Here is a 23,363-nt window from a genome sequence, read left to right as displayed (position 1 = left end):
TCGGGCAGGTCAGTGAACGGCAGCCGACGTCGGCGCGTTTACACGTGTTGCCCACCTGCCGACATAGGTGCCGATGAGCAGCGTCGTGACATCCTCTAACGATCTCGCGCCTTCGTTGAAGAACTCGATGGCGGCCGAGCACAAGGTTTGCGACGCCTGGTCGTCGGGTTCGACTTCGTAATAGCGGTACCAAGCCTGTACCGCTTCCGAAAGCATGCGGAAGTGTTTGTCGTGCGTTGGCATGTGACATCCTCCAGCTATCGACATAGCGGAGGAGCGATCTACAACAAGACCTCAGTCTCCAACTCTTCGGGATCCTGACGGCGGTCGTTCCCCACTCAAAGGACGCCACAGTCGAGAACGGTCACCTCATGCGGCTTCGGAACATGAACAAGACGAGAGATCCGGTGAGGTCTGCTGCGGTTGCGGCGAACATGAAAGCTCGCTTCCATAACCCCTGCGGCCCAATCTTCGGGTGCCCAGCTTAATGGCAGCGGCCTTCCCGGCATCTCGTCCAGCACCCGGCCGAATATCGCCTGCTCACAACCGGGCGGCCAGTCGACGACCCTGCCCTTCTCCTCAGTAGTGAAGATGGCATACTCAAGCGCGCCGCTGACGGAAGGTCTGAGGATGTCGCGACTACGCGAGGAGAAGAGCAAGAGGGCGCCTGCGGACTAGCTCGCGGCACTAGGAACTCAATGCCTCTTAGGACATTTCTTGCACGCAAAATTGGAGATAAAGAACATGGATCAGATTGTCATGTCAGATACGACCCCGGCAGCAAGCCGCAGGGCTGCTCGTATCTCCAGAGGCTACAGCCTCGAGGAGCTTGCAATTGCGACCGGACTTGCACGCGCGCATGAGCTTTTCTGATCTGGTGGGTAGACGCGTCCTCCTGGTAGCAAAGAGCAGCTTTGAATCAGAGTTCAGCTCATTTGGGGATCGTTAGCGTTCAGCTTCGGTAGGCGGACGTATATTATTGCGATGGTGGAAGGTTGCAAGCGCCGGATTCTGCGAAATTCAGTCGCGCTTGGACCAGCGACAGCGGGCCGTTCGGACCGCCTCGGACCAACTCAGCATCATGATCGTCTTGCCCATCATCTTCCCAAAAACACACAGGGCGAATCTCGTAGCCGCCTCGCTCTGAAAGGGTCGCGAAATGGCAGCACGGGCACCGGTATGCCTGCCCCTCAACGTAAGGCTCAATGATGTTGCGAAACTACATTGCGAGAGGTTCACCTCAGTCACAGACTTTGTCAACAGGGCCTAGTACGCCGCGCAGTGCCTATTACTTCGTCGCCGAATCGGTCGGCAAATTGCTGCCGCACCGCGTGTTCTGGTGACTATCCCGGCAATCGGATTACGGCAGGAGGGCAATCGCGACGCTCCACGGATTGATGATCTCCGTCACCCGTTTCGCCGTCCAGACCCTGATCAACTGGCGTTGCCGAAGAGATTGAGGTCGATCACAATCGAAGCAGAACAACAACTGCAGGCATATGAGCAGTATTTGCAAGATGCGCGCGCGCTGTTTCGTCAAACGATCGTAAATTATCAGCCGGTTGTCCGGGTTTTCTCTACTTTTGCTTCACTGATGGTGAGATCGCTCGCAAAGAAATCTGTGCAACGTCGGCCATACGCCGGTACTCGTATTCGTTCAGCGGGGCCGGAAATGCGAATTGACGAAACACGATACGGCGGGAACGCGGCTCACAAATGCCTCTAGCTGGAACCGAAGATCAAAGGCCTGGCGATGTGGGCAGAAATAGGCGTTTACGTCGGAAATGGAGTTATTGTCCAATCGATTTGATCGACGGCATTCTGAAGGATCGCCTCGCACTGGGCTAGGCTCGGTGAAACCGCTATGACGTGCCCGATCCAGTCTCGGGCATCTCCTTTCCTAATGATCGGCGTGTTCGTAGCTAGATACAATTTGACCTCGGCGACACCTGGTAAAACGGCCAACCGGCTCTCGCTATCAGACCACGTTAGTGTGCCGTCGCGGTCAGGAACTAGTATTCGGGCGGCCGCAGTGTGCGAACGTCTCCTGTGCAACGTCGACTCCTCGCCGATAGCAAGCTTGATGTGCTCGGTGATGAGGTCGATACCGTATGCTAAGAGAATCAATTGTGGGTCCGGCGTTCCAGCAAGGCGCGGATTGACTTCTATAACGACGGGTCCACGACTCGTCCACCGGAGTTCGATATTGGCCGGTCCCCATTCAAGACCGAGAGCTCGCAAAGAACTCTGTGCAACGTCGACGATACGCTGGTACTCGTATTCATTCAGCGGGGCCGGAAATGCGAAATGACGATACACGAAGTGCGGCGGTGGGCCGAAATCAGCGGCACAGACCCCTATAACGTCAGTCCCCATTGTTTCAACCGAAAAATGTGGGCCTCGCGCCAATTCTTCAATCAGTATGCCTGACGAGAAATTTCGCACGTCAGTGCTGTTCAGCAAATGGCTCGTCTGCTCACACAGCTCATCGACATTGCAGCAGAGTCGTACACCGGCACTACCAACACCTACGACTGGCTTAACAACTACAGGGAAGCCAATCTCTGCAGCGGCGGATATAACTTCGGTAGTATTCACTGCTAGAAAATATGACGGTACGGAAACGCCTCCTTCCTTAAGGAGCTGACGTTGCGTGAATTTGTTGCAGCATCTTTCTACCGCCTCCGGATTGGGGCCTGGTAGCCCAAAATGCCGACAGAGTTTGCCACTAGTCGCATAGAATGCCTCTCTGGCGCAGGTGATCCCAGCTACGTCATACGTTGAACGGAGGCGGGAACATTCGCGGATAAGCGCATCAAGATCTTTCGTATCAACGTAAGGCTCCGGTGAAGGCCGCAGGTCAGGCCGCTTGAGCGTTGACGGTCGGCGGCGTCCAATTCCACGGAAGCAACTGCTCCAGCCTGGTAATCGACGTATCAGCGATGCGGGCAAGAACGTCGGCCAGCCACACCTGCGGATCGATGTCGTTGAGTTTTGCCGTCATAATCAATGTGGCCATGAAGGCCGCACGATCTGCACCGCGGTCTGATCCGGCGAAGAGCCAGGATTTTCTGCCGAGCGCAAAGCCTCTGAGCGCTCGCTCTGCCGCATTATTCGTCAGGCAAATCCGGCCGTCCTGCAGAAATGATGTGAAGCCATCCCAGCGCTTGAGCATGTAGTCGATCGCCTCCGCCACCGGAGAACTGCGTGAGAGCTTTGCCCGCTCGGTTTGAAGCCAGACCTGCAGATCATCGACGAGTGGCAGACAGTCTCTCCGGCGACGCTCCAGGCGTTGATCGGCCGTAAGCCCGTTGATCTCGCGCTCAATATCGAACAGGCCGTCGATCCGTTTGACGGCTTCGAGCGCCATAGGCGAGATCGGCGCGGCGTTCTTTCCACGCTTGGCATTTGCGGCAATGTCGGCGAGCACGAAGAACTTACGCCGCGAGTGTGCCCAACAAAACGCCTGCCTTAGAGGATTTGGATCGCGATCAACCTTGAACAGCGGATTGTAGCCGCCATAGGCGTCCGCCTGCAGAATGCCGTTGAAGGTCTTCAGGTGGCGCTCCGGATGCTCCTGCCGTCGGTCCCGCGAGGCATAGTAAAGGGCCGCCGGCGGAGAGAGCCCTCCGAACGGCCGATCGTCCCGGACATAGGTCCAGATGCGGCCCGTATCGGTCTTTCCCTTGGCCAGGATCGGCACGGTCGTGTCGTCGCCGTGCAGACGTTCGGCAGCAAGGACATGCGCCTCGATCAGGGAGTGAATGGGCTTCAACGCCGCGGCACATGCTCCAACCTGATCGGCCAGCGTCGACAAGCTGAGGTCGACGCCCTCGCGGGCGTAGCGCTCGCTCTGGCGATTGAGCGGCTGGTGCTGGGCGAACTTCTCAAACAGGATCATCGCCAGCAGGTTCGGCCCGGCAAAACCGCGGGGTGTCACATGGAAGGGTGCGGGTGACTGCGTGATCTTCTCACACTCGCGGCAGGTGAACTTCTCCCGCACCGTCTGGATGACCTTCCACTGACGCGGGATGACTTCCAAGGTCTCGGTAATGTCTTCACCAAGCTTCGACAGTTTAACCGATCCACAACAGGCGCAATTCGTGGGAGCGGCGATTACGACGCGCTCACGCGGCAGGTGTTCGGGAAAGGGCTTGCGTGACGGACGCTTGCGCTCGAAGGCTTTGACGGCTGAAGCTTTGGCTGCGATCTCCGCCGCCAGTTCATCTTCACCGGCGTCCGCTTCCAACTCCTCGAGCTGCAGTTCCATCTGCTCCAGGAGCCGCGCCTTGCGCTCGGACCGGCTGCCGTAGAGTGCACGGCGAACCTTGTCGATCTCCAGCTTCAGCCGCGCGATCAGCGCCTCGGAATGCGATACGAGTGCCTTTGCGCTGGCGGCTTCTGCCTTGGCGGTCGCTGCTTCTGCTTCGGCTGCGACACGTCGAGCGCGTTCCTGGGCCAGCAGTGCAAGCGCACTGGCAAGGTCGTCCGGAAGCTCTTCGGTCGCATTGCTCATGACAGGATGGAATCATATTCGACCCTGTCATTCCAGTGTTTTTGCTTATCCGGCCGACGTCGGCCGCCAGGTCTTTTGCGGCATCCGCCAGTCGATACCTTCCAGCAGATAACCGAGCTGCGCAGGCGTGATCACCACCGTGCCATCGGCCGCTGATGGCCAGATGAAGCGGCCGCGCTCCAGCTTCTTCGTGAACAGGCAAGCGCCCTGGCCGTCATGCCAGATCACCTTGATCAGACCGCCACCGCGGCCGCGGAATACGAACAGGTGTCCACACATCGGGTCGCGCTTCAGCGCCTCCTGCACCATCAACGACAAACCGGGGAAGCCTTTTCGCATATCGGTGTGGCCTGTCGCCAGCCAGACCTTCACGCCACTCGGAACCGGAATCATCGCAGCCCCAGCACGCAATCGAGAATCCGGCCAAGGGCATCCGTATCGATGTCGCTATCCACGCGCACGCGCCGACCCCGTCCAAGCTCGATTGTCACATCGCTACGCTTCCGACGAGGGTGGGATGTGGTGGGCGATTCCGGTTGAACGGGAGAGACTGTCGAAGCGGCCTCGGATACGATCACCGGCACCAAAGTCGCCGTATCAGACCTTGGCTCGTCGATCCGGCAAAGCTCTTTGCGCCAACGGAACAACTGGCTGACATGGATGCCGGCCGCGCGGGCAATCTCGGAGATGACCGCGTCTGGCTCAAAGCACGCAGCGACAAGGCGCTCTTTATCTTCGCGTGACCAGCGCCGACGGCGCTCTACAGACGTGATCACCTCAATTGGATGCTTCGTCATATGACTACTCCTAGTGTTACCACTAGGACTGGCAGTCAGAAGCCCTCTATCGCAAGACGGCCTTCACCGTGGGCTTACGTATCAACTACGATTGCCTCGATACATTTTTCCTTAAGATAGTCGTATTGGACGGGCGGAGCTGCCAGGACTATTGGATGGAGCCCAAGATCCTGCGCGGCCCGGACATAAAGTTGTCCGGTACCGGCGGTATTACCTTCGATAAAAACTAGCGCTCTTCTCGTCACTCTCGGCACTCTCGTCGGCTCCCGCTCTTCAATTCACACCAGCAAGAGTTGTGCCAGCCGCACAAACATCGGGGCACTTTCTATCATTAATGTTCAGTGCTCAGATGAGGGAGAAAGGGACGATGGCTGACTATCGTCAATGTCATATATCCGACAACGGCATTTCTTTGGACGTGAGAAAATTGCTGAGTCTGCGGGGTTACGCTCGTCCGCGATATATCCGTCAGAGATTGGTCAGCCAAAGGAAGAACGAGGGTGGAACGAGTCTTGCGCTGTGATGTACGTCGCAGCAACTCAAACCGCTGGAGCGAACTCAAAGCTGGATAAAACTTGGTGGCAAGGTCAATGTGGGAAGAGGTGCTCGGGATAGGTCGACGGTCGGCATAAATGGGGAAGATGAACAACGTCGATCCACTTGCCTGGCTCACTCAGCCCCTCAACCCGCGCAACCTCGCAAGAGCTAACTGACGTTAGCCTACGACTTCTTGCCTCCTTCTATAAAGCCATGACAGCAGAACGCGACAGGCCCGGTCATGACAGCCATGTCTCCGTTTGCGATCTCGATTTTCAGCAATCCGGCCGGAAGGTGGACCGCAATTCTGGTGGAAGTGACGAGGCCTCGTTTCAGTGCCGCATAGGCGGCGACGCATGCGCCGGTTCCGCATGCCTTGGTCAATATGCCCGGACGCTCCCAGACGGCGAGCCGCAGTGTCCGCCCGTCCAGAACCTCGGCGGCGTCCACATTAATGCCCTCGGGAAAGAGGGGGTCGTTCTGCACCACCGGCGCATGGTGAGCCATGTCAAAGAGTTCGAGGCAATCGACGAAGAAGACAGCGTGCGGGTTGCCTATATCGAGCGCGAGGCCGTCCTTCAGTGGTCCGCTTTGTACTGGCAAGTGAAGCGTATCTACCTCTCTGGACAGGGGAATCCTGCGCCAGTCCATGCTGATTGGCCCAAACGTGACGCTGATTTGCATTGGCCCTGCTCTTCGACAGTGAAGGACACCTGCTTTCGTTTCAATTTGCACCTCGTCCTCGCCGGTCTCCTCGAGAAGAAGATACGCAATGCAGCGCGTGGCATTGCCGCATGCACCGACTTCCTTGCCGTCTATGTTAAAGATTCTCATCGCCGCGTAGGCACCGACGTTGCGCCCCTTGTCCGAGGCCGGTTCGATGGTGAGCAGTTGCTCGCCTCCCGGACCGGTGTGGCAATCGCAGATGCGGACGATGTCCTCACGATCGAAAGACTTCGACCCGTCGCGCCGATCTACGATCACAAAATAGTTGTGTAAGCCGTGCATCTTGATAAATGGCCACTGCCCGGGCAAGTCAACTGGTGGAGGGCATGAGAGAAAGTTGATGTGTCTCATTGTTCTGTCCAGCTAGATAAAGTGTTCAACTCAAAGCAATCCAATCGTGTTACGCTAGGCTGCGATTCACCCGCTCCTTGGCTCGTGTGGCAGGACCATGCTGAGCCCTTGAGCGTTTCAAGCAGCGCTCCAGATTGCGCCGATGTTAGTGCACTCCAAGGTCCCCTCTACCAGCCCCGCAATGGCACTTACGCGTCTAACACTCGGTGGCAGAGCCAGCCGTCACCCCTTAGCCAGGAGGCTGCCTAGCCGGCCTCAGGCTTGGTACTCAAGCCGCGGCCGTCCCGTGTCTTGGCAGCCAATCGGCGCCGGCGCGCCAGCGTAGCGCCCCTAATGACAGACACTCGCGCAGTTGACGCCGATCTATCGGGCGATGTCAGTCTGGGGAAGCCGCCCCTAGCGTAACGCAGCCGCGGCTGTCAGACAGCACTCCTCCATCTGCTCCGGCGTCAAATGCGCGGGCCGGAGACGTTTCCATTCATTACGCACCTCCTCACGACACTAGCCTACGTCACACAACCTTAGTAGAGATCATCAGCTGCCCGGGTATCTGCGCAGCAGTGCTTAGTGTGATGAGATCTTCGAATGAGAACCGTGATTGGAACGAGAGCGGCGCATTGCTTTCAGGGAGCAGTCCTGGGATGGTGTTAACCTCGAGGTAGACGGGGGCGCCGTCATTATAGATAAAGTCGAAGCGTACAAGCCCCTTACAGTCCAGCTGTTTATAAAGCCTGAGGACATCATCGCGGATACGTTCTGCCGCCGGTCCTTGGAGTATCTTGGGTATAGCATGCTCATCGACCGACCTCTGCTTCAGCCGGTCATCGTAGAAGCGCCAGCCGATTGGAAGGTCGAATAACACGACATCTCCGATGATAAGCTCTGATCCCACTTGAAAGATACCGACGGTGCCAGATGGCCCTTCGATGAATTCTTCAAGGCGCCACCTGGAGCAATCAGTAGGTTCGATTCGGGCAATCGCCTCCGCGGCTGCAGCATGGCCATCCAGCATCTTGATTCCAATACTGGACCCCTCGCCAATCGGTTTAAGGACCAGTACCTGCGACTGCTGTAGTTCGAGCGGCCAGGAGCGAGGGTCTCCCAGGGCTGCTACTAAACGGCCTCGCGGGACTGGATAGCCCCAATCTCGAAGCAATGAGACAAAGATGTCTTTGTTCATTCCAATTGCGGAGGGCAGCGTTGATGGCCCGGAGTAGGGAACGCGCAGGATGTCAAGGAACCCCTGCATCGTACCATCTTCGCCTCCTGCGCCATAGACCACACTGAGCACGAAGTCGCATTGGAGGACGGCGCGGAGCAATTGCTCTACATCGTTCGGCTCAACAAATTCAACTGAACGGCAAAGGTTCTGGAGGTGCGGCAATAGTACATCTTTAGTTTCAAGAGATGCTGCGCGCTCAGTTGATGATCCTCCAGCAAGAAGAACTAGCCGCAACGGGGATAGAACTTCTCGTGCGGCCGATAGCAGTTTCGCGTCATGCATTTTGTCGTCCTCCTTGCTGGCGAACTCGTTCTGATTACCCGCCTGGGCGGCATCGTCGAACAACTCGACGTACCTTTTCGTACACATCGCTCCAGACCCGGACGCCGTCCCTTCAATGGCTCTGGGCTGGGCGTGAGGGCCTACAAGTGAAACAGCGCGTTTCTCGGTTTGAATGACGATGCTACCCTGACTTCGTGCTTTTCTCCTCGGCTCGTCGCTCACACTGTCGCCCAGACCTAAAGTCCGGTTGGCAGCTGCACGCAACTTGCATCGATTGCAGCAACAGGCGTGCCAACTGGGCCAAAAAGAGCCACCACGAAATGTCTGCTTTTTATTGAATGGCTTCGATGAGAGTACGGCAGGACGCGGGGCTGAACACCGCCGTGTCATCAATTGCACAAAGTCGACGGAAGGTGTGTCGGGGTGCTGTAGTCTCAGCGTTTCGGCCCAGTTTGTCCTCGCCTCCAAGAGGGCGAAGTTGACCTCCGTCTTCCTTCCCGGTTTCCGTCGGTGGCGCAACCAACTCCGATGACAGTAAGCGTCCGGTCAAGCCCTCCGCGGGGAAGTTGGAGCCTCCACGGCAGAAGTTCATCGATCCGGTTGATGGAGTGATCGGCGATGCGAGTGAGGCCGTCTCCTAGGTAAGCCTCTGGATCGCCGCCGTTCAGCTTTGCGGTTTATGCCGACCGTCGAACTATGCCGAGCGCCTCTTCTCTTGTTTGCATCAAACCGTGCGTTCCCGGCCGGTTCGGCGGGTCGCCGTTGTTTGGCGCTTGGCATAGTCCTCATGCTCAGAGGGCGTTCAGGAATTCGAGAAGCCGGTCGCTTGGTCGAAATCGCTCGGCCTTGGCGCGTTCGTACGGCTTCAGCTCTGCGAGTGCAGATCCCTTCAGTACGAGATGCGCATGAAGATAGGTCAGCGTCGTTTCCATCGCTTCGTGCCCAACCACAGGGCAATGACCGAGCAGTCGACGCCCGCCTGCAGCAACTGGCATGCAGCGGCACCAGCCGTGACTTGCCAAACTTTGTCTCTCGGATGGTGAGGACGCCCTGGTCGAGATCGACATCGGCCCGGAGCAGGCTGAGCGCTTCGGAATGGCGCAGTCCGGCCACTGCTATCAGCCCGAACAGGCAGTGATATGTCCAGCGCCGGAGGGCGTTGGCCGGCGGCAACGACAGTGCTGCCGCCAGAAGTGCCTGAATCTCGACCTCACTATAGATGTAGGGTTTTGTCCGCCGTGTCGGCGCCACAGCGTCGCTCGGTGACACTTCCGTCAAAGGATCGAAATGAGTCAGGTGCTGGGCAAAGCAGCGCACATCAGCCAGTCGGATTGACCAACTCGGCTGCCGGTCCATCGAGGTGACCCACTCCATTGCCAGATCATTCTTGATGGTCTCGGCGCCGCAGGCTTCCATGAAAGCGACGAACTCCGACAATCGTTTTGCCGGACCGTCATATTTGTATCCCAGCCCTTGGCGCATGCCGATGTAGCGCTCAAACGCGGTGCGAAGCCGGCTCATTGGACACCTCCCGGCCAGGGTAGGCTCAGTTCACGCAGCTTCTCAATATCGAGCTTGGCATAGATTCTTGTACTGTCGATGCTTCGATGGCCGAGCAGTTGGCCGATCTCGGCAAAGCTGGCGCCCGACCGCAAAAGGTCGGTCGCGAGGCTGTGGCGAAAGAGGTGAGCACCTTGGTGCGCATAGCCGTCAATGCCTGCCAGTTCGAGCGCCTGCTTCGCGATCATTGTGATGGCGCAGCCGGAGGCAAATCCCACGTGCGGCGCAAGTGTTCGCAAGAAAACGGCGTCGACACGCCGAAGCGGGCCGCCCATGCCGGATTATAAGCGACGATCGCTGTTCCGACGTCGTGACGCAGCAGCGCCAAGCTCAATGACCTCGATCCACAAGCGTGGCTCGCCGATGTGCTCGCTCGCACCCGACACCTCGATCAGCAGGCTCGAACAATTGCTCCCCTGAAATTGGCAGCCACCGAAGTCCCTACAACCCTACAACACCCTAGCCGGATGGTTACGGAGTTTCAGAAATCCCAACCGACATGAAATGTCGAGCTTCTGTGCATCACCCCATCGACGCCGCCGTTCGTGACCAAGAATTCCACGCGCATCGCGAGCCTCGCCTAAGACACCTCGCAAACGAGTCGTAAACACGTGTCTTAAGCCATCACAACTACAGCCGGCAGTCGACCGTCACCGGTGACAAGGGCCGTTAAAGTTCACCTAGTCCATCGGCAGGACCTCTAGGTCCAGCTTCAAGCGCAGGGCCTCCGGGTCATATGCCCGGCCAAACCGGTTGTTCAGGAAGTCGGGCAGTGCGACCTCTTCTTGCCGAACGACGCCATTCTGAGGCAGCTTTCCGTCGGCCAGAAGGTCAAGAACCGTTGTGATGCCGGCGGCGGTCGTGATCTGAATGGAGCTCATCGCTTTACCCGCCACCACGCCAGAGTAAACCTTGTTGGCATAGGTCTCCTGCAAATAGCGACCGTCTTTCCATCCGCAGACGGTGACGAAGATGACCACAACGTCTTGCATCGTAGCAGGCAGAGCGTTCTCGAAGACGTCTTTCAGCAGGTCTCGGCGATTCTTCAGATTGAGGTCATTCAGCAGAGCCTTGATGATCGCCTGGTGACCGGGATATCGGATTGTCCGATAGTTCATATTGCGGACGCGGCCTTCGAGCGTCTTGGCCAGGGTGCCCAGACCGCCGGATGTGTTAAAGGCCTCATAGGTGATGCCATCCAAGGAGAATTCTTCCCGTTCCTCCAGTGCAGGGACCGTGACGAATTTGCCCTCTACAATAGCTTCGCACGGTTCAATGTATTCGTTGATCAGACCATCCGTGCTCCAGGTGAGATTGTAGTTGAGAGCGTTGGACGGGTATTGCGGCAGTGCGCCGGCGCGCATCCGAACGCTATCCAGCGTGTCGAAACGCTTTGCGAGGTCATTGGCAACAATCGAGATGAAACCGGGAGCAAGACCGCACTGAGGAATGAAAGAAACGTTGGCGCACTTGGAAAGCTCTTCGACCTTCTTTGTCGTTGCGACATCTTCCGTGAGATCGAGGTAGTGAACGGAAGCTTCCAATGCGGCCTCGGCCACTTTGCCGGTCAGGTTGAATGGCGCCGCGGACAAAACGGCGAATTTTCCCTTCAGCAACTTTACGAGCTCAGTCTTGTCGGTGATGTCGACTACCTTACTCGAAATCGCAGTATGCTTGTCGAGCTTATCTAGCTGCGCCTGATCGCGATCTGTTACCACGACGGTGTAGTCGTTCGTCGCAGCCAACATCAAAGCGATAGCGCCGCCAATCTTGCCTGCGCCAATGACCACTACATCCTTCATATCAGTTCCCTTGCAACTATCCACCTTCTGCGATCGCGGACGTAGTTCATATCAAGATTGTCACCAGCGCCGTTTAAAGATTTATCAAAAGTGGCGGCACCTGAAGCGGGTGTCTCTTCCAAGTTCACGACATGAGGCTCCCTGATATTTTGGAGTTGCAAAGCAAAGATAGCAAGTCGATGACATTCATGCCGTGCCCACTGATCATAGCCCGGAATATGCTATTTTTTGCCAATCCCCAAAGTTGCACTCGAGGAGATATATCTCCTCAAACAACGAAGTCAAAGCGCGGCATCTTGCAAGTACTTGTTTGCGGACGCCGCGCAATATCACTGATCGCGACGTTCGGGATAGTCGGCTAGCAACTTCGATAATGTCCCAGATTGCGTTCTGTCTAGGACACGTTCGCCATGAGGCATGGCATCAAAGAGGTCCGAGTTACGGCCGCCTTACTCAGTATGCTGAACCCGACTGGTCATTGAGGTCGTGGCGCTCTATCCCCGTGAGCGGCGGGTTGAAGATGCTGACGAGGATCAGGTCTCGGTCGCCGCCCCCGCGCAAATAGTGCTTGTCGTGCTTGTCGAGCACATAGATGTCGCCTGGGCGGACCGGATAGATATTGCCCTCCATGTCCTCAACCTCGCCCTCCCCGGCGATGCAGTAGCAAGCCTCGAGATGGTTGCGGTATTGAAGCAGCGACACGGTGTTCGCCCTCACCACCGTATGGCAGACGGTGAAGCCCATGCCGTCCTTTTCCGTCAGCAGACGGTGGCTAGTACCGCTGCCCCACTCCACGAAGTGATCCGTAGCTTCGACGTCCAGTAGGCTGCGCACAAACATCGCGTCCTCCTCATGTCAGAAGATTTCAAAGTTGCCGTAATCCCAGTTCAAATATTCCTTCCTATCTGGCAGCATTTCGCAATCGCCTCACGATGGCAGCCCGATACGGCGAGATCGCCCAAAGCGTATGCAGTTACGGGCAGCGACTGCCGCTTCTGATGATCTCCTTTCTACTAAACTGCTTCGAACAGGCCCGCGCCGCGTCCGGGCATGCCTCAATGGCCTCCAGTCTTGTAACGGCCCTCAGCGAGCTGCTTAAGCGTCTGACGCATTGCTTTCCTTAGTGATTGCGGAATCAACGGTGGACGGCTCCGGACTCGCAATTGGCTGTTACAAAACTTGTGCCAATTTAGTGGTCGAGGCCTAGAAGAGTGATTCTGACGGCTCTTCAGCTATTTAAACTAGGGTTGACCATGAGATTTGGCCATACAAGCCTATGTTGCGGACCCGACAGTACCAACACAAGATGTCGGATGTCGGTCAAGCAGATGCTCCACGACTATGTTACCGTCGGAGAAAGGGAAAAAGATAAATCGCATAGAGGCCGATTTGTCTGGCCGGCGCGTGCCGCCGCATCTCCCAGGCCTTTTCGCCGGCGACGCGGCGGACGATCGGTTCCACCCATGCCCTTGCCGGTCGTCGACAAGATATTCCGTGGTAGATCAAGTTTCTGAATGAAGGCAAGTTTCGCCGTCATGCTGAGGTTGTTGTCGAGAGATGCCTGGCCAGCATCACCGCTCATCGTATTGAAGCCGGTCTGCCCGTCTGCCTCGGCAATAGACCCTTCCAGCAATGCGACAGTAGTTGCTGAAAGGCGAGCGCTCACCCCGGTCAACCAGCTATCGAAATAATGCTGCCGTTGCGAACGCACCAGGCGTTCCAGTTCCTTGTGTGACGGGCCGTATATGCAACGGTCCCGGCACCACAGGAAAACCTGCTCGAGCATGGCGCCAATCGATTGTCCGGTCGGACATGCCGGTGTCGTGGTCTCCCGTCTGGCAGAGGTGGCGGACGCAGTTGGCGTAAGCTACGGGGTTGCGTCCTATAGTTCCTCATCCAAAGCCGCGGTTGACGCCCCAACGCTAGCAGCCGCCGAAACGTTCACGTCGGGTTCTGCGCTCTCCGCAACAAACACTGTCTTGGGCAAGCCGGCCTTTGCCGATCGTTGAGCAAGTTGGCCCGGCTTCCGGCACCAGACTTTCATCAAGGTGATCACCTGTCGGCGGCAGCGGCGGAATTGGACTGATGAGGCGAGGGCACAGATTCTTGCCCACAACGTTCTTCAACTCGGCCCAGTCCGGCGATATGTTCCCTCATCCTGGTTTCAGGCATGCCTTCAAGGCCCTGTCGGCTCGACACTTGGATTTTACAGGCGCCTGGCTGCTGGCCGACTGCCGCGCCCGTTCCGTGATGATAAAAGTATTGTGCCGTGTTGGGTTCTTCACAAATATGTCCAGCACCCTACGTAGTTCTCTGCTCGGAAGCGGTTAGGGTCTGCGCCTTGACGCCGAAGATGGCCCTCTACAAGTTGGGTGACAATGTCCCGAGAGTTCTGCTCGCGTTGGTTAGACGGGCAGGCTGGCTCTTTTAGCTATTTTGCATCGATGGCAGGCTCAAGGTTCTCTTGGAAGTCAGAATTGTAGCTGCCTCACCATGGCGTTGAATAGGCTGAGTCGACCAAAGTGCTGCGCCCATTACCGAAGATTGCGATGAGGCATCAGCGTCCTTCAGCAATCTTGCCAAAGAATGCAGGCTTGCGAGATCGACGTGCGGGACCGCCAGGCTGCGCCAACGACCACTCACTGATCGGTCGAAATCCACGATGGGACCTCAAGAAGTCGACCAGAAGAAGAACCAGAAAGGCTGCAGCGGAAATATGCGTCCCTTTGGACACCGCCTCATGCACGTGAACGGGTTGCCCGGACCAGGGATGCCACGGATACAAAAGCTCGCGAACCTCGGTCCCGTGGGTGTTCTGTCGTCGTGTTGTACAACCATTTCCGGCCGCACTGATCGCTCGGATACCAGACCCCGGCAAGCTATGCCGATACAATGCCGCAACCGGCTCCAACGCTACGCAAGATGAAGGCTTCGCGTTTCCGCCGGTTGCTCACACCGCGCCACTTGGCGTATTCAAAACCGCCGAGGCTCTAATCGCCGCCGGATGAAAATCCAGTGGCAGGTCACTTCTTCCATCCCTTGGTGTCCACCTATTTGGGTGGACACCTCATGCCAAAGCTCACTCAATTGCAGAAGGTGCGGGGAAAATCGCGCTTACGATCGTTCAGAAAACATTGCCTGTTTTTGGAGGCGCAGGCGGTGTTTGGCCAGGCCATTAACCAAGTACCGGTTTTGAGGCATTCTCTCACTCAACTCACCCAGCTTCACCGCCAAAACTGCATACGTTGGAACTCAACCACTGCCCAATATGGTCATTGATTTGCGGCACATTCAGAGCGCCAAGACAGCGCCCTTTTGCGTGACAGTTAAACTCAAACGGATGTCGGTGGCCGAGAACCCAGCCATCACTGCAAATTCCCCCGCCTCTATCCGCCAACGCCGCTCGGTCGTGTCGAAGAAGGCAAATGTTCGGGCGTCAAGTACGAAACGCAACCTTCGTTTCTCACCGGGTTCCAGGGCAATTTTCGAGAAGGCTTTCAGCTCTTTAACCGGTCTGGGTATAGATGCTTCAACATCGCCGACATAGATTTGCACCACTGCCGAACCTGGCCGCTCGCTGATGTTGGTCAATTCCAGTGTCACTGTCACCGCGCCGGCAGCGTCCGGTAGCCCTACCGTCAGGTCCGACATCGCAAAGCTTGAATAACCGAGACCATGACCGAACGGGAACAGCGGCTTAATGCCGTGGCGGTCGTAGTGCCGATAACCGACGAACACACCTTCGTCATATCGCACATGGCCGTCCTTACCTGGATAGACCGCGTCATCCTCGGTATGTGTGGGGTTGTCAGCCCAGCGCACGGGGAAGGTCTGTGCCAGTCGGCCCGAGGGCTCGGCCTTGCCGAGGAGCACATCGGCGATCGCGTTGCCAGCCTCCTGTCCGGGATACCAGCATTGCAGTACTGCACGAGCACCGGAAAGCCAGGGCATTTCCACCGGTCCACCGGTTTGTAGTACGACGATCGTGTTCGGATTGGCCGCAATTACCGCCTCAACAAGCTGGTTCTGCAGACCGGGAAGTGCAATACCGCGAAGATCGGAGCCCTCGGTATCCCAGTCGCCCGTTCTGCCCACGAAGACTACCGCATGATCAGCCTTTGCCGCGACGGCTGCTGCCTCGGCAATCTCCGCTTCGGCCGAAAATCTGCCTATTCCTACCCGAATTGCAGCGATATAGAGGTTGACGTGGTCGTGCCGGGCGTACTCGGCGACGACCTCGTATGTACGGCCGGCTTCGAGCGTGATTTCACCCACGACCTCTTCGCAGCCTTCTTCAAAGAATGTGGTACCACGTATCCAGGAAGCCCAAGCGTCCACCACAAGTCTGCCGTCCACATAGACCCGGCCAAGCCCGGCCGAGGTTAGTCCGACGCGATAGATGCCGGCTTCCGAGGCTGTGAAGATGGTGCGCATTCTAGCCGAAAAGCGAAGGGGATCGACAAAGCCCTCGGCCACGGGGGGCAACCATACACCAAGGCTCGACGGTTCCTCGACGACCTTCACCGGTTCGCCAGCTAGCTCCCTTCCTTGGAAAAACTCGAAGGTTGTGGGGTTTTCGATTAGCGGCTGAAACCGATAATTGTTGCAACCCTGAGCGTAGCACAAATTCTCCTCACCCAGCGCGTCCACCAGCCCCTGCCACGGATGATGACATAGTGAGGGTTCAACTGCGCCGAGCCGCCTCCCATCACCTGCGCGACCTTAGCATTGGGTCCAATGATGGCGACCATACCTTGCTGAGCCAATGGCAGGATCCCGTCATTCTGTAGCAGAACTGCGCTTTCCGCTCCCGCGCGCCTGATCAATGCCCTATGTTTCGGTCGATCAATGGCGTACTCCTTAAACTCGCGATGATCGTTGATAGCGCCGGTGCGTTCCATCAAAGTCAGGATATTGCGCACACAGGCGCGGATCGTCTCGACACTAACCTCGCCGCCTTCGACCGCAGCCAGTAGCTTGGAGCCGCGATCGCGAGTCGGGCCCGGCATCTCCAGATCCAGCCCGGCATTCACGGTGGGTGCGGTCGAACGCGAGCCGAACCAGTCCGACATCACCACGCCGTTAAAACCCCAGTCACCGCGCAGAACCTCGTTCAACAGCCAATGGCTTTCCGCCGTGTAAGTACCGTTTAGCTTGTTATACGAAGACATCACGGCCCAGACCTTTGCCCGCTTCACCGCCGTCTCAAAGGGTATCAGGTAGACTTCGCGCAGCGTGCGTTCATCGATATCTGAAGAGATGGTTGTACGTTCAATCTCGGACTCGTTGCCGACGAAATGTTTTATCGTGGCACCGACTTTCGTGGACTGCAGACCTTCGATATAGCCGACTGCAAGTTCCGCCGTCAGGATCGGATCCTCAGAGAAGCACTCAAAGTTGCGGCCGTTTGTGACGCTACGCTGGATGTTAACGGTGGGGGCTAACGAGACGTGGGCACCTTTTGAAAGAACCTCGTCACCTAGGGCACTGCCGATTTCCTTGGCTAGATCCGGGTTCCAACTCGCTCCGATGGCGATGCCCACCGGGAAAGCCGCTGCAGTCACACCTCCGACAAAAGACCCCGCCCCGCGGGCGCCGTTGGGGCCGTCGGTCAAGCGCAATCTCCCTATCCCTAGGCGGTCGATGGGCGGTAAAGACCAGAACGTATCGCCGGAAAGTAGCGAGACCTGCTCCGCCAAGGTCATATTATCGAGCAATGCTTTCTTATCAATCATCTTCTCTGCTTCTTGAATCTCAATACTTAGCTGTCCCAGATCGGCATCTCGAGATGCATATTGGGGAAGCTAGTGATCTCGGCGCCATGGAGCCGTCCATCCATAAAAAGGACGCCCGTTTGTTCATCAAGGCGTCGCGTCCCGCCGTCGCGAGGACGACGACATGTTCGAAGCCTTCACATAGCCGAGATGCGGTCACCGCTTTCCATTGAAAACAAGGGACATCGCGGCAATCGATTTCAGCAGTGAAAGTTGTGCCGGCTGCGGCAGCGCCGGTTCTGTTACGGAGTTATTCCTCCGCAAGTTTGTGAGACAGTTTGAACCTTAGCAAGCTTTATCAGACAATCTGTTGACAGACAACCTCGGTCGCGCAGCTTTCGTGTCGTCATTGATGATTCGATGCTTCCCTCGGAGGCGGATCCCGATTGATGAAGTTTCTTCACCGCCTATGGACAAGGATCGACCACAATGGACAGGCTGTTGTCCCGTGTCCGGCTACAGAGTAATCATTTTCGTACTGTCTTTCATAATCAGCATTTGCGCGGTGGGGTTTTCGGGGCACTACGCCGCGGGTCTCCTACAAGGCCGCCTGGAAACCTCGAGCGAGGTGATGCAGGTGCTCTCGTGTTTCCGTGACGTCTCCGCCTCGTCCGTCTGCATCGCCCTCACGCCGTGCTTGAATCCTCCCTACATATGCAGGCATTTCCGGTTGATATCGATCCAGATTGTCTGAGAGCTACCAGTATTCGTTGATCCTGCCGTTATAGCTTTGCCTGCTCGTCTGCACAAATTTAGATATCGAGAGATCAAAAACGGGCGCCTGGAGGAGAGCCGTGGCAGTACCGCATTCGTACCGGCTGGTTGTGTCAGACAGCCGAAGACTTGCGGATTCTCTATCATCATGGATGGCCTCGGCTCAGAGAGGGATCGGAGGCTGTCACGTATTTTTTTCCGCTTTCGGCATGTTAAAGGATGCCAGGCGATCTTGCTGCCAATTATTTTTCTGGCTGCGAGCGACCGCTTTCTGCCGGCACTCAAATTCCCCTGGTGAAGCAGGGCTATCGCATATGAGCGATGATAGAGATGAGGAACTGATCGTCCCACCCTGCCTTCTTGATCTTTCGACGAATGGAGGCCTTATCTGGATGGGCTCGGATGAGGTTGAGGGCAATCTTTCGTAACAGAGCAATGTTTGCCGGTCCGTGATCCTTACGGTTTCTGGCGGCATCCTCGCGGAACTGGACGTCGAGCACCCAGTGCAGTTTGTTTTCGATCTGCCAATGAGTTCTGGTTACCTCGATCAGGGCGGCAGCCGACATGACGGTGGAGAGCAGGAAGTAGCGGACATGGCTGGTCAGACGGCCATCGGCATGACGGCTTGTGGCCTCGACGGATCCGATGGCCTGCAGGCCGGGGAAGTCGATGTCATTGACGGCGACGATGCAGGCACGGCGTCTTTCGCAGCGGTCATGGTCATTCTGACGGGCCTCCAAACCCCTGATCGAGTGGCTGAGGGCAGACCCGGAAACGCCGCGAAGCGCGGCGGCCTTTCGGCCCCCCCCCGCACGCGCGATCGCGACGAAAGTTTCAAGGTCGGCCAGATCGGCCCGCGTTGATACCATGAGTTATGGATACTCGCACTTGTACTGAAAAAGATCGCCCTTGCCGGCGCCGACCTTGCTTCAGGCCGGCCGGCACCTTCAATCCTTATTTAACTGGCCCTGTATTTGGTATGTGATGGCCGAGGAAGCAGTCAAAAATTTGACCTAGTGATCCATGTTGGATCCTGCGAAGGACGGCGGAGATGGCCCGGTCGCTGAAAAACGAAAACGTCCGGGATTAGATCGTCATGCAATGAAGATCTTCGTGTCCACAGCCACGAGAGACGGCACCGGTTGGTTCCGCGAGGCGGTCTAACAGTCCCGGAGGTTCTAGTTCTGAGCTCTCGAAAACGCGGGCTACCAGTCCTGCCGGGTTGCATGGACGAAATGTCGTTGATCGTGATCTCCGGGGGCTGGTCTAGTGCATAGACCACGGCTTCAGCCACCGACGACGGCGGAATACCCTGCTTGTTGAGCTCTCCGGCGATCTTTCTGCCCGTCTCGTCATGAACCTTGTCGGCCCAGCCGGTATCGATCACGCCAGGGCTGATCATAGACACTTGGATCCCGCTACCCACGCCCACCTCCTTCCTGAGGCTTTCGGTAATACCGCGTATGAAGAACTTCGTGGCTCCGTAAACCCCTGCCGCCTCGCCGACATGAACGCCGGCGATAGAGCTCATATTCAGGATGCGGCCGGACCGGCGCTCCAACATCGACGGCAGCACCGCGGCGATCGCATGCAGATAGCCACGCAGATTGGTATCATCTTGTTCCAATCGCCGACGGCGGCATCCTTCCAATAGGAAAAGAGCATGAGGCCGGCATTGTTGACCAATATATCGACCGGGCCGTACGTCGTTGTGGCGAACGCGACGAGGGCCTTGGTACTCTCAAAATCCGTGGCATCAGCAACCTTGTAGCTGGCAATACCTCCCGAACCGGTGATGTCTTCGACGATCTGACTGAGGCGTTCCTCATTGCGGCCGGCAAGGACGACGCGCGCACCTTTTTCCGCCAATCCTCTGGCGGTCGCCGCTCCAATGCCCGAGGAAGCCCCTGTGACGATGGCGACCTTGTTTTTCAGATGTGACATGCTCCTTCACTGCGGTTGGGTCAATTCGGCTTGCCGCGCGGCTTTGACGGGCTCGGGGGTCGTCCGGTTTTCCAACACCTGGCGCTTGGTTTCCTGATCTCCGCCGACGATATGGTCGATGCCGTTCATGAGAGCCTCGAACCCCTGCTGGGCGACGAGCGTCTTGTCGTTTTTTTGTTGGCCACCGAGCTTCGTACCGCCCATTCCAGCGTTCGCGTGGAAGTCGCTGTTGGTGGCGCCCGGAAGGAGTGCCGTCACCGTGACCCCGGTCGAGCGCAACTCCTCGCGCAGAGATTCCGCGGACATATAACCAAATGCCTTCGACGGGCCGTAAACGGTTTCGTATGGCGTGGGCAGGGTCGCCGAAACCGAGGAGGTGATGAGAATCCTGCCGCGGCCGTTCTTGACCATATGTTGGACGACGCGTTTGGCCATATGGACGGTCCCGGTTACATTGATCGCAAGCAGGCGAAGCTCATCCTCGAGATCGTTATCGACGAAGGCGCCGCCAATACCGATACCGACGTTCAGAGCCGCGGCTTCCAAGGGGCGCCCCAGCCCCTGCGTAAAGGTCCAGAACCTCTCGACGCCATCGTACGTCGAGGCATCCGCTTTGAACGGATATGCTTCGGCATCAAGGCTTCGTAGCGCATCGGCGGCCTCGTTCACCTTGTCGCTTGAGCCTGAAATGGCGACATCGAATCCATTCTTGGCGAATTGTTTGCCAAGCTCGAAGCCTATTCCAGATGAGCCGCCCGTGATCATTGCGAGTGGTTTATTCCCTGTCATGATTTCACTCCTTTGGTTTGGTCAGCACTACGATCGTCTCGAGGCGCTGGTGACCAAATGCCCGTGGAGCCGATTGGTTACATGAGCAAAATTGATCGGGGCGGTGAGTGAAAATCATCCACCGATCTGGCAGGGACCAGGAGTGCGTTACCTTTTTGGTCCCGTCCGCGGTCGAACTGGCCAGGCATTCCCTACGTCACGAAGGCCCTTGAGTGAACACGGCTCATCGGTGCGTGCGATCCCGCTCACTTCAAGTAGCCGTCGCGCTACCCTATTCTTATAGTGCGATCGAACGGTCGTTCGCAGCCTGCGGATATGATCCGACGACCCAAGCGCCCGAGTAGCGTTGATGGACTTCTCTGCGCTGGTGCCATCGGCCGGCACGCTTCTCGGAGAAAAATTCCACGGCGACGGCTTGTCCGGCACACCTTCCAGCGGTGACGGTCCAATGACGGGAAAGACAAAAAATGAGCGAGAGAATGAACAGCGTCGTTGCTCCTGGCCGCGTTGCGGTCATCACGGGAGCTGCGAAGGGCATCGGCTTGGCAATCGCGAGGGCTCTCGCGGCCCGCGGCATGAAGCTCGCGCTGCTGGATCTCGACGCCGACGCACTTGAGGATGTTACTTCGACACTCGACACGGACATCCTGATCGTGAGCGGCGACGTATCAGATTTGTCGGCACTGACCAGGTTGCGGGACGAAACGATTTCGCGGTTTGGCGACGTGGCCGTCCTAGTAAACAACGCGGGCATAACGCAAGGAGCCGGCCCTTGGGACAATCCTGCAAAGTGGCGACGCCAGATCGATGTAAACTTCGGAGGTGTTCTGGCCGCGCAACACGTCTTCGTGCCCTACATGATCGAAGCCGGTCGCCAGTCGGCCGTTGTCAACCTCGGCTCCAAGGAAGGTATTACGACTCCTCCAGGTAACGCCGCATATTCGGTGGCGAAGGCAGCTGTCAAAGTCCTGACCGAACAGCTGTCGCACGAGCTTCTGAAGGAGACGGGAGGTCGTGTTTCGGCTCATCTCCTCGTCCCTGGCTACACGTGGACACCCATGAACACCGCACTCAAGCCGCAGGGCATTGCGAAACCCGATGAGGCATGGACCGCAGAGCAACTGGTGGAATACTTCCTGGTCCGTCTGCTCGACGAGAATTTTTACATCATCTGTCCGGATAACGCGGTTACGTCTGCGATCGATGCCAGAAGGATCCGCTGGGCGGCCGACGACATGATCCTGAACCGGCCGGCGCTTTCACGCTGGCACCCCGACTGGATGGATAAATTCGCAGCCTGGTTGAAGTCAGGTCACTGACGGTGGAATGTTTGTAGAGGAGAGTAATCCAATGCCCAGACCCTATGTAATCTGTCACATGATGTCGCCGCTGGATGGCCGATTGATCGTCAATGATTGGGCCGAGGCAACCGGCCATTCGGTCGATGAGCTCGTGAAGATCTATGACGGCCTGCATGAGAAGATCGGTGCCGACGCCTGGCTTTCGGGAAGAGCGACGGGAGAAGAGTTCGCGGACGCCGTCGACCGCCCCTATCAAGCAACCGGCACAGCCGCGCGACCGATCCATATCGCCAACCCGGACGCCGGCGAGTTCGCTGTCATCGTGGATAAGGACGGTCGGCTACGTTGGGACAAGAGCGACATTGAGGGAGCTCACCTTGTGGTCCTGACAGGATCTGACGTGGATGATGCTTACCTGGCGGGCCTCACCCAGGCTGGCGTTTCCTATATCGTCTCGGAGAAAGATGGCGTCGATCTGAAAAACGCGCTCGACCTTCTTGGAACCGAGTTCGGTGTGAAGCGCTTGATGCTGGAAGGCGGGGCGCAAACCAATGGCCATTTCTTGAAGGCGGGTCTTGTTGACGAGGTCAGCCTGGTCATCTTCCCTGCGATCGGAGGCAAGTCGAGTACACCGGCCATATTCGAGGGCGGCGAGGATGGGCTTGACGGCAGGGCGAGGCTCACGTTTATCAGCGCCGAAGCCGCTGGCCTCGGCTCCGTGCATCTGAGATATCGCGTTGGACGTCCATAAGAGACGTCCATAGGAGAAGATTGTGGAAGGGCTCCCTCCTGCCGTCGTCGAAATGATCGTCGAGGAGCAGGGCGCGATACTCCTGAGCAAGCAACCTAGTTTCGAGATCATCGCGCAGCGCAGAGAGCCGGAAGAACTGGCGTAGTCTGCCCGTGGTGTCTCTCCGATTAGGCGGTGTGATGAACGGTATGTGACGCCGACATTAATGCCCGCGGCGGTGACCGCGATATGAGCGTCAAGGCGTTGCTCGAGTGCAGCTCGACAAACAAACAAGGTGAGACGCGTATTGCCGCACGT

Annotated in this window: 17 protein-coding genes and 9 pseudogenes; 5 read left to right on the top strand and 21 right to left on the bottom strand. The window is 57.3% G+C overall.

The window, feature by feature from the left end; genetic code table 11:
• Window positions 1-9: 9 nt before the first annotated feature.
• From AMK00_RS23055 to AMK00_RS33155, 12 genes and pseudogenes are all read right to left on the bottom strand, one after another.
• Window positions 10-243, bottom strand: a complete 234-nt coding sequence (locus tag AMK00_RS23055) for a hypothetical protein (RefSeq protein ID WP_016737406.1) — start codon at window positions 241-243, stop codon at window positions 10-12.
• 733 nt (window positions 244-976) lie between these two features.
• Entirely contained in the window at window positions 977-1,126 is a 150-nt protein-coding gene (locus AMK00_RS33165) for a CPCC family cysteine-rich protein (RefSeq protein WP_237350511.1), read from the bottom strand.
• 647 nt (window positions 1,127-1,773) lie between these two features.
• Window positions 1,774-2,835, bottom strand: a pseudogene (locus AMK00_RS23045) (ATP-grasp domain-containing protein); the annotation flags it as partial.
• A 25-nt stretch (window positions 2,836-2,860) separates the two neighbouring features.
• Window positions 2,861-4,516, bottom strand: a complete 1,656-nt coding sequence (tnpC, locus tag AMK00_RS23040; protein ID WP_004675068.1) for an IS66 family transposase — start codon at window positions 4,514-4,516, stop codon at window positions 2,861-2,863.
• Between the two features lie 45 nt (window positions 4,517-4,561).
• The gene (gene tnpB, locus AMK00_RS23035; RefSeq protein ID WP_008536653.1) at window positions 4,562-4,909 is read right to left on the bottom strand and encodes an IS66 family insertion sequence element accessory protein TnpB; all 348 of its coding nucleotides are present in this window, start codon (window positions 4,907-4,909) and stop codon (window positions 4,562-4,564) included.
• Window positions 4,906-5,313 carry an IS66-like element accessory protein TnpA gene (tnpA, locus tag AMK00_RS31145; protein WP_080956205.1) on the bottom strand — a complete coding sequence of 136 codons (408 nt, stop codon included), beginning with the start codon at window positions 5,311-5,313 and terminating at the stop codon, window positions 4,906-4,908. Before tnpA ends, tnpB begins: the two co-directional genes overlap by 4 nt.
• A 720-nt stretch (window positions 5,314-6,033) precedes the next feature.
• The gene (gene dapF / locus AMK00_RS23030) at window positions 6,034-6,927 is read right to left on the bottom strand and encodes a diaminopimelate epimerase (RefSeq protein ID WP_049731162.1); all 894 of its coding nucleotides are present in this window, start codon (window positions 6,925-6,927) and stop codon (window positions 6,034-6,036) included.
• 511 nt (window positions 6,928-7,438) lie between these two features.
• Complete coding sequence (locus AMK00_RS23025) at window positions 7,439-8,494, bottom strand: D-alanine--D-alanine ligase family protein (protein ID WP_225882928.1); 1,056 nt, start codon at window positions 8,492-8,494, stop codon at window positions 7,439-7,441.
• 512 nt (window positions 8,495-9,006) lie between these two features.
• Window positions 9,007-9,108 (bottom strand): annotated as a pseudogene (locus AMK00_RS31140) (transposase domain-containing protein); the annotation flags it as partial.
• A gap of 114 nt (window positions 9,109-9,222) precedes the next feature.
• The gene (locus AMK00_RS31135) at window positions 9,223-9,426 is read right to left on the bottom strand and encodes a hypothetical protein (protein ID WP_225882931.1); all 204 of its coding nucleotides are present in this window, start codon (window positions 9,424-9,426) and stop codon (window positions 9,223-9,225) included.
• Window positions 9,427-9,469: 43 nt separating this feature from the next.
• Window positions 9,470-9,787: pseudogene (locus AMK00_RS33160) on the bottom strand (tyrosine-type recombinase/integrase); the annotation flags it as partial.
• Window positions 9,788-9,948: 161 nt separating this feature from the next.
• Window positions 9,949-10,179 (bottom strand): tyrosine-type recombinase/integrase, encoded by a 231-nt coding sequence (locus AMK00_RS33155; RefSeq protein ID WP_029532356.1) that lies wholly within the window; start codon window positions 10,177-10,179, stop codon window positions 9,949-9,951.
• A 132-nt stretch (window positions 10,180-10,311) separates the two neighbouring features.
• Between AMK00_RS33155 and AMK00_RS32155 the strand changes: the two are divergent.
• Window positions 10,312-10,411, top strand: a pseudogene (locus tag AMK00_RS32155) (transposase domain-containing protein); the annotation flags it as partial.
• 260 nt (window positions 10,412-10,671) lie between these two features.
• Here the strand turns inward: AMK00_RS32155 and AMK00_RS23015 are convergent.
• The 3 genes and pseudogenes from AMK00_RS23015 to AMK00_RS31120 form a co-directional block, all read right to left on the bottom strand.
• Window positions 10,672-11,793, bottom strand: a complete 1,122-nt coding sequence (locus tag AMK00_RS23015) for a saccharopine dehydrogenase family protein (RefSeq protein WP_049731164.1) — start codon at window positions 11,791-11,793, stop codon at window positions 10,672-10,674.
• 453 nt (window positions 11,794-12,246) lie between these two features.
• Window positions 12,247-12,633, bottom strand: a complete 387-nt coding sequence (locus AMK00_RS23010) for an ectoine synthase (RefSeq protein WP_012489436.1) — start codon at window positions 12,631-12,633, stop codon at window positions 12,247-12,249.
• Window positions 12,634-13,158: 525 nt separating this feature from the next.
• Window positions 13,159-13,606, bottom strand: a pseudogene (locus tag AMK00_RS31120) (Tn3 family transposase); the annotation flags it as partial.
• 1,016 nt (window positions 13,607-14,622) lie between these two features.
• Here AMK00_RS31120 and AMK00_RS32145 point away from each other — a divergent pair.
• Window positions 14,623-14,801 (top strand): annotated as a pseudogene (locus tag AMK00_RS32145) (IS3 family transposase); the annotation flags it as partial.
• Between the two features lie 283 nt (window positions 14,802-15,084).
• Here AMK00_RS32145 and AMK00_RS33150 read toward each other — a convergent pair.
• From AMK00_RS33150 to AMK00_RS22985, 6 genes and pseudogenes are all read right to left on the bottom strand, one after another.
• The gene (locus AMK00_RS33150; RefSeq protein WP_237352974.1) at window positions 15,085-15,444 is read right to left on the bottom strand and encodes a fibronectin type III-like domain-contianing protein; all 360 of its coding nucleotides are present in this window, start codon (window positions 15,442-15,444) and stop codon (window positions 15,085-15,087) included.
• 132 nt (window positions 15,445-15,576) lie between these two features.
• Window positions 15,577-17,498 (bottom strand): annotated as a pseudogene (locus tag AMK00_RS23005) (glycoside hydrolase family 3 protein); the annotation flags it as partial.
• A 1,088-nt stretch (window positions 17,499-18,586) separates the two neighbouring features.
• Window positions 18,587-19,021 carry an ISAs1 family transposase gene (locus AMK00_RS22995; protein WP_049731166.1) on the bottom strand — a complete coding sequence of 145 codons (435 nt, stop codon included), beginning with the start codon at window positions 19,019-19,021 and terminating at the stop codon, window positions 18,587-18,589.
• A pseudogene (locus AMK00_RS33730) lies at window positions 19,022-19,150 on the bottom strand (LysR family transcriptional regulator); the annotation flags it as partial.
• A 336-nt stretch (window positions 19,151-19,486) separates the two neighbouring features.
• Window positions 19,487-20,225: pseudogene (locus AMK00_RS22990) on the bottom strand (SDR family oxidoreductase).
• Window positions 20,226-20,231: 6 nt separating this feature from the next.
• Window positions 20,232-21,014 (bottom strand): SDR family NAD(P)-dependent oxidoreductase, encoded by a 783-nt coding sequence (locus AMK00_RS22985; protein ID WP_012489432.1) that lies wholly within the window; start codon window positions 21,012-21,014, stop codon window positions 20,232-20,234.
• 467 nt (window positions 21,015-21,481) lie between these two features.
• On the opposite strand from AMK00_RS22985, the gene AMK00_RS22980 reads away from it, so the two are divergent.
• The 3 genes from AMK00_RS22980 to AMK00_RS33460 are packed head-to-tail and all read left to right on the top strand — an operon-like array spanning window position 21,482 to window position 23,211.
• Window positions 21,482-22,333 (top strand): SDR family oxidoreductase, encoded by an 852-nt coding sequence (locus tag AMK00_RS22980; RefSeq protein ID WP_064811958.1) that lies wholly within the window; start codon window positions 21,482-21,484, stop codon window positions 22,331-22,333.
• 7 nt (window positions 22,334-22,340) lie between these two features.
• The gene (locus AMK00_RS22975) at window positions 22,341-23,066 is read left to right on the top strand and encodes a RibD family protein (protein ID WP_225882930.1); all 726 of its coding nucleotides are present in this window, start codon (window positions 22,341-22,343) and stop codon (window positions 23,064-23,066) included.
• 22 nt (window positions 23,067-23,088) lie between these two features.
• Complete coding sequence (locus AMK00_RS33460; RefSeq protein WP_257784633.1) at window positions 23,089-23,211, top strand: hypothetical protein; 123 nt, start codon at window positions 23,089-23,091, stop codon at window positions 23,209-23,211.
• Window positions 23,212-23,363 lie beyond the last annotated feature (152 nt).

The organism is Rhizobium sp. N621 (assembly GCF_001664325.1).
In the GTDB taxonomy this organism is placed as follows: Bacteria; Pseudomonadota; Alphaproteobacteria; order Rhizobiales; family Rhizobiaceae; genus Rhizobium; species Rhizobium esperanzae.
The sequence above is the reverse complement of the archived record's forward strand: the minus strand, read 5'-3'. Positions and strand labels throughout refer to the sequence as shown.